The following is a 4,026-nucleotide window of genomic DNA, read 5'->3' as shown; positions in this document are numbered from 1 at the left end:
CTGACATTTGAGCATTTGAAGGCTGAGGTTTCGTCTGGCGAGATTGATACGGTATTGGTTTGTCTGGTTGACATGCAGGGCCGTTTGATGGGCAAGCGGTTTCATGCGGGTCATTTTGTTGCGGGAGCGTGGGAAGAGACGCATTGCTGCAATTATCTGCTGGCGACGGATCTCGAGATGGGGACGCCGGACGGGTATGCGTCGACCAGTTGGGAGCGAGGCTATGGCGATTATGTGATGAAGCCGGATCTGAGCACGCTGCGTCCGGTGCCGTGGCTGGAAGGCACGGCGATGGTGATGTGCGATGTGCTGGATCATCACACGCATGAAGAAGTGCCACACGCGCCGCGCTCGATCCTGAAACGTCAGGTGAACCGGCTGAAGGCGATGGGCTATGACGCGATGTGCGCCACCGAGCTGGAGTTTTTCCTGTTCGAGAAAAGCTTTGATCAGATCCGCAAGGAAGGCTTTCGCGACCTTGAGCCGATCTCGGGGTACAACGAAGACTATCACATCCTTCAGACCACCAAGGAAGAGCATGTGATGCGCCCGATCCGCAACCATCTGTGGGATGCGGGGATACCGGTCGAGAACACGAAAGGTGAGGCCGAGACCGGGCAGGAAGAGCTGAACATCAAATATGCGCCTGCAATGGACACGGCCGAGTATCACTCGATCGCCAAGAACGCGGTGAAAGAGATTGCCTGGCAGCATGGGCATGCCGCGACCTTCCTGCCGAAATGGCATCATGAGAAAGTGGGCAGTTCCAGCCACGTGCATCAGTCGCTCTGGTCCGAGGGGCGGCCGATCTTTTTCGACGAAAAAGATCCGCTCGGCATGTCGGATGTGATGAAAAGCTACATGGCGGGTCTTTTGAAATACGCCGCCGATTACACCTGTTTCATGGCGCCCTACATCAACAGCTACAAGCGGTTCATGAAGGGGACCTTTGCGCCGACGCGGATCATCTGGTCGGTGGACAACCGCACCGCCGGGTTCCGCCTGTGCGGTGACGGCACCAAGGCGGTGCGGGTGGAATGCCGTATCCCGGGCTCGGATATGAACCCCTATCTGGCGATGGCTGGGATGCTGGCGGCGGGGATCGCTGGGATCGAAGAAGGGCTGGAGTTGCAGCCGCCGACCACGGGTGACGTCTATCAGGGAGAGACGGGGATGATCCCGGGCAATCTGCGCGCGGCGCGGGATGCGCTGCATGGCTCGGCGATGTTGCGGGCTGCGATGGGAGATGACGTTGTCGATCACTATGCGCGCGCGGCCGAGGTTGAGATCGAAGAGTTTGAGCGCGTGGTGACCGATTGGGAAATTGCCCGCGGGTTCGAGCGGGCTTGAGAGGGTGAAAGCGAGGGGCCAGCCCCGCCGCCATTGGCGCTCGAACCAATGGCGCACCAATGGCGGCTCCCGAGATATTTATGGCCAGATGAAGCAGGGATCCTGCTCTCTTTAGAGATGGAGTGACTATGGGGCAGATGTTGCAATGTGTCTCGCCGATTGATGGGTCGGTTTTTGCCGAGCGCGAGGTGTTGTCGCGGGAGGCCGCGTTTGAGGTTGCGGGCCGGGCGCGGGCCGCACAGGCGGCTTGGGCGGCGCGGCCCTTGCGGGAACGCATTGATCTTGTGATGGCGGGTGTGGCTGCTGTCGGCGCGATGAATGAGGAAATCGTGCCCGAGTTGGCGCATATGATGGGTCGCCCGGTGCGCTATGGCGGTGAGTTCGGCGGCTTCAACGAGCGCGCAAGCCATATGGCCGGGATTGCCGAAAGCGCATTGGCTGATATCGCGGTGGGTGAGGATGAGACATTCAAGCGCTATATCAAGCGTATCCCGCATGGGGTGGTGTTTGTGGTGGCGCCGTGGAACTACCCCTACATGACGGCGATCAACACGGTGGCCCCGGCGCTGATCGCGGGTAATACGGTGATCCTGAAACACGCCACGCAGACCCTGCTGGTGGGCGAGCGTATGGCGCAGGCCTTCCATGCAGCGGGTGTGCCCGAAGACGTGTTCCAGAATGTCTTTCTGAGCCATGACGTGACCAACGATCTGATCGCGGGCAATGCGTTCGACTTCGTGAACTTCACCGGCTCGGTCGGCGGCGGCCAGGCGATGGAGCGCGCGGCGGCGGGCACCTTTACCGGCGTCGGGACTGAGTTGGGCGGCAAGGATCCGGGTTATGTGATGGACGATGCCGATCTGGAGGCGGCGGTTGAGACGCTGATCGACGGGGCAATGTTCAACGCGGGCCAGTGCTGCTGCGGGATCGAGCGGATTTATGTGCATGAAAGCCTGTATGACGACTTCGTCGCCAGGGCGGTGGAGATCGTGAAGGGCTATAAGCTGGGCAATCCGCTGGACGCTGAGACCACCATTGGCCCGATGGCCAATGTGCGCTTTGCCGATGAGGTACGGGCGCAGATTGCCGAGGCGGTCGAGGCTGGTGCGGTGGCCCATATCGACATCTTCCCCGAGGATGATGGCGGCGCATATCTGACGCCGCAGATCCTGACCAATGTCACCCATGACATGCGGGTGATGCGGGATGAAAGCTTTGGCCCGGTAGTGGGCATCATGAAAGTGTCCACGGATGATGAGGCCATCCGGCTGATGAATGACAGCGCGTTTGGCCTGACAGCGAGCCTCTGGACCCGCGATCTGGATCGCGCGGCCCGCGTGGGCGACCAGATTGAGACGGGCACCGTCTTCATGAACCGCGCCGATTATCTGGATCCCGGCCTGTGTTGGACCGGCTGCAAGAATACCGGGCGCGGCGGCGGTCTCTCGGTCATTGGCTATCACAACCTGACACGTCCCAAATCCTATCACCTGAAAAAGGTCACGGGCTAAGGACGCCGGCCTGCCTCGGAATGACCCCCTCGCCGGGGCAGGCCTTTTGACACGAAGGAAAGCAAACATGTCACTTGTTGGAAACTGGTCTTATCCAACCGCAATCAAATTCGGGGCCGGGCGGATCAATGAATTACCCGAAGCCTGTGCTGCGGCCGGCATGAAGAAGCCGCTGCTGGTCACCGACAAGGGGCTGGCCGACCTGGCGATCACCACCGCGACGCTGGATATCATGGAGACCGCCGGTCTGGGCCGGGGTCTGTTCGCGGATGTGGACCCGAACCCCAATGAACAGAACCTCGAGGCCGGTGTTGCGGCCTATAACGCGGGCGGCCATGACGGGGTGATCGCTTTTGGCGGCGGCTCGGGGCTGGATCTGGGCAAGATGGTCGCCTTCATGTGTGGTCAGACGCGCCCGGTCTGGGACTTTGAGGACATCGGCGATTGGTGGACCCGAGCGGATGCCGATGCCATCGCGCCGATCATCGCCGTCCCCACAACTGCCGGGACCGGGTCCGAAGTGGGGCGCGCCAGCGTCATCACCAATTCTGAAACCCACGCCAAGAAGATCATCTTCCATCCCAAGGTGCTGCCGACCGTGGTGATCTGCGACCCCGAGCTGACGGTGGGCATGCCCAAGTTCATCACCGCAGGCACCGGTCTGGATGCGTTCGCGCATTGTGTCGAGGCGTTCAGCAGCCCGCATTACCACCCGATGTCTCAGGGCATCGCGCTGGAAGGGATGCGGCTGGTCAAGGACTACCTGCCACGTGCCTATGCGGACGGCACCGACATCGAAGCCCGCGCCCAGATGATGAGCGCGGCGGCGATGGGGGCCACCGCCTTCCAGAAAGGCCTAGGCGCCATCCACGCCATGAGCCACCCCGTCGGCGCGGTGTTCAACACCCACCACGGCACCACCAACGCGGTCTGCATGCCCGCCGTGCTCGAGTTCAACGCGCCAGTCATCGCCGACCGCTTCCAGCAAGCCGCCGCCTATCTGGGCATCGACGGCGGCTTCGACGGCTTCCGCAGCTTCGTGCAAGAGTTCAACGACAGCCTCGCCATCCCCCGCAATCTCTCCGACCTCGGCGTCACCAAAGCCGCCATCCCCGAACTGGTCCAGGGCGCAATCATCGACCCCTCATGCGGAGGGAATCCGATC

The 4,026-nt window shown here is 61.6% G+C and carries 3 protein-coding genes; all 3 read left to right on the top strand.

The window, feature by feature from the left end; genetic code table 11:
* Positions 1–1,350: glutamine synthetase family protein (locus ACR0AH_RS21070; RefSeq protein WP_480593649.1), on the top strand; the 1,350-nt coding region annotated here is incomplete at its 5' end.
* 128 nt (positions 1,351–1,478) lie between these two features.
* Positions 1,479–2,861, top strand: a complete 1,383-nt coding sequence (locus ACR0AH_RS21065) for an aldehyde dehydrogenase family protein (RefSeq protein ID WP_170734257.1) — start codon at positions 1,479–1,481, stop codon at positions 2,859–2,861.
* 67 nt (positions 2,862–2,928) lie between these two features.
* The coding region (locus tag ACR0AH_RS21060; protein WP_170734256.1) for an iron-containing alcohol dehydrogenase at positions 2,929–4,026 on the top strand (1,098 nt) is incomplete at its 3' end.

It is taken from the genome of Ruegeria sp. AM5 (assembly GCF_056540645.1).
Note: the sequence above shows the minus strand (reverse complement) of the source record. Positions and strands in the feature narration are given on the sequence as shown.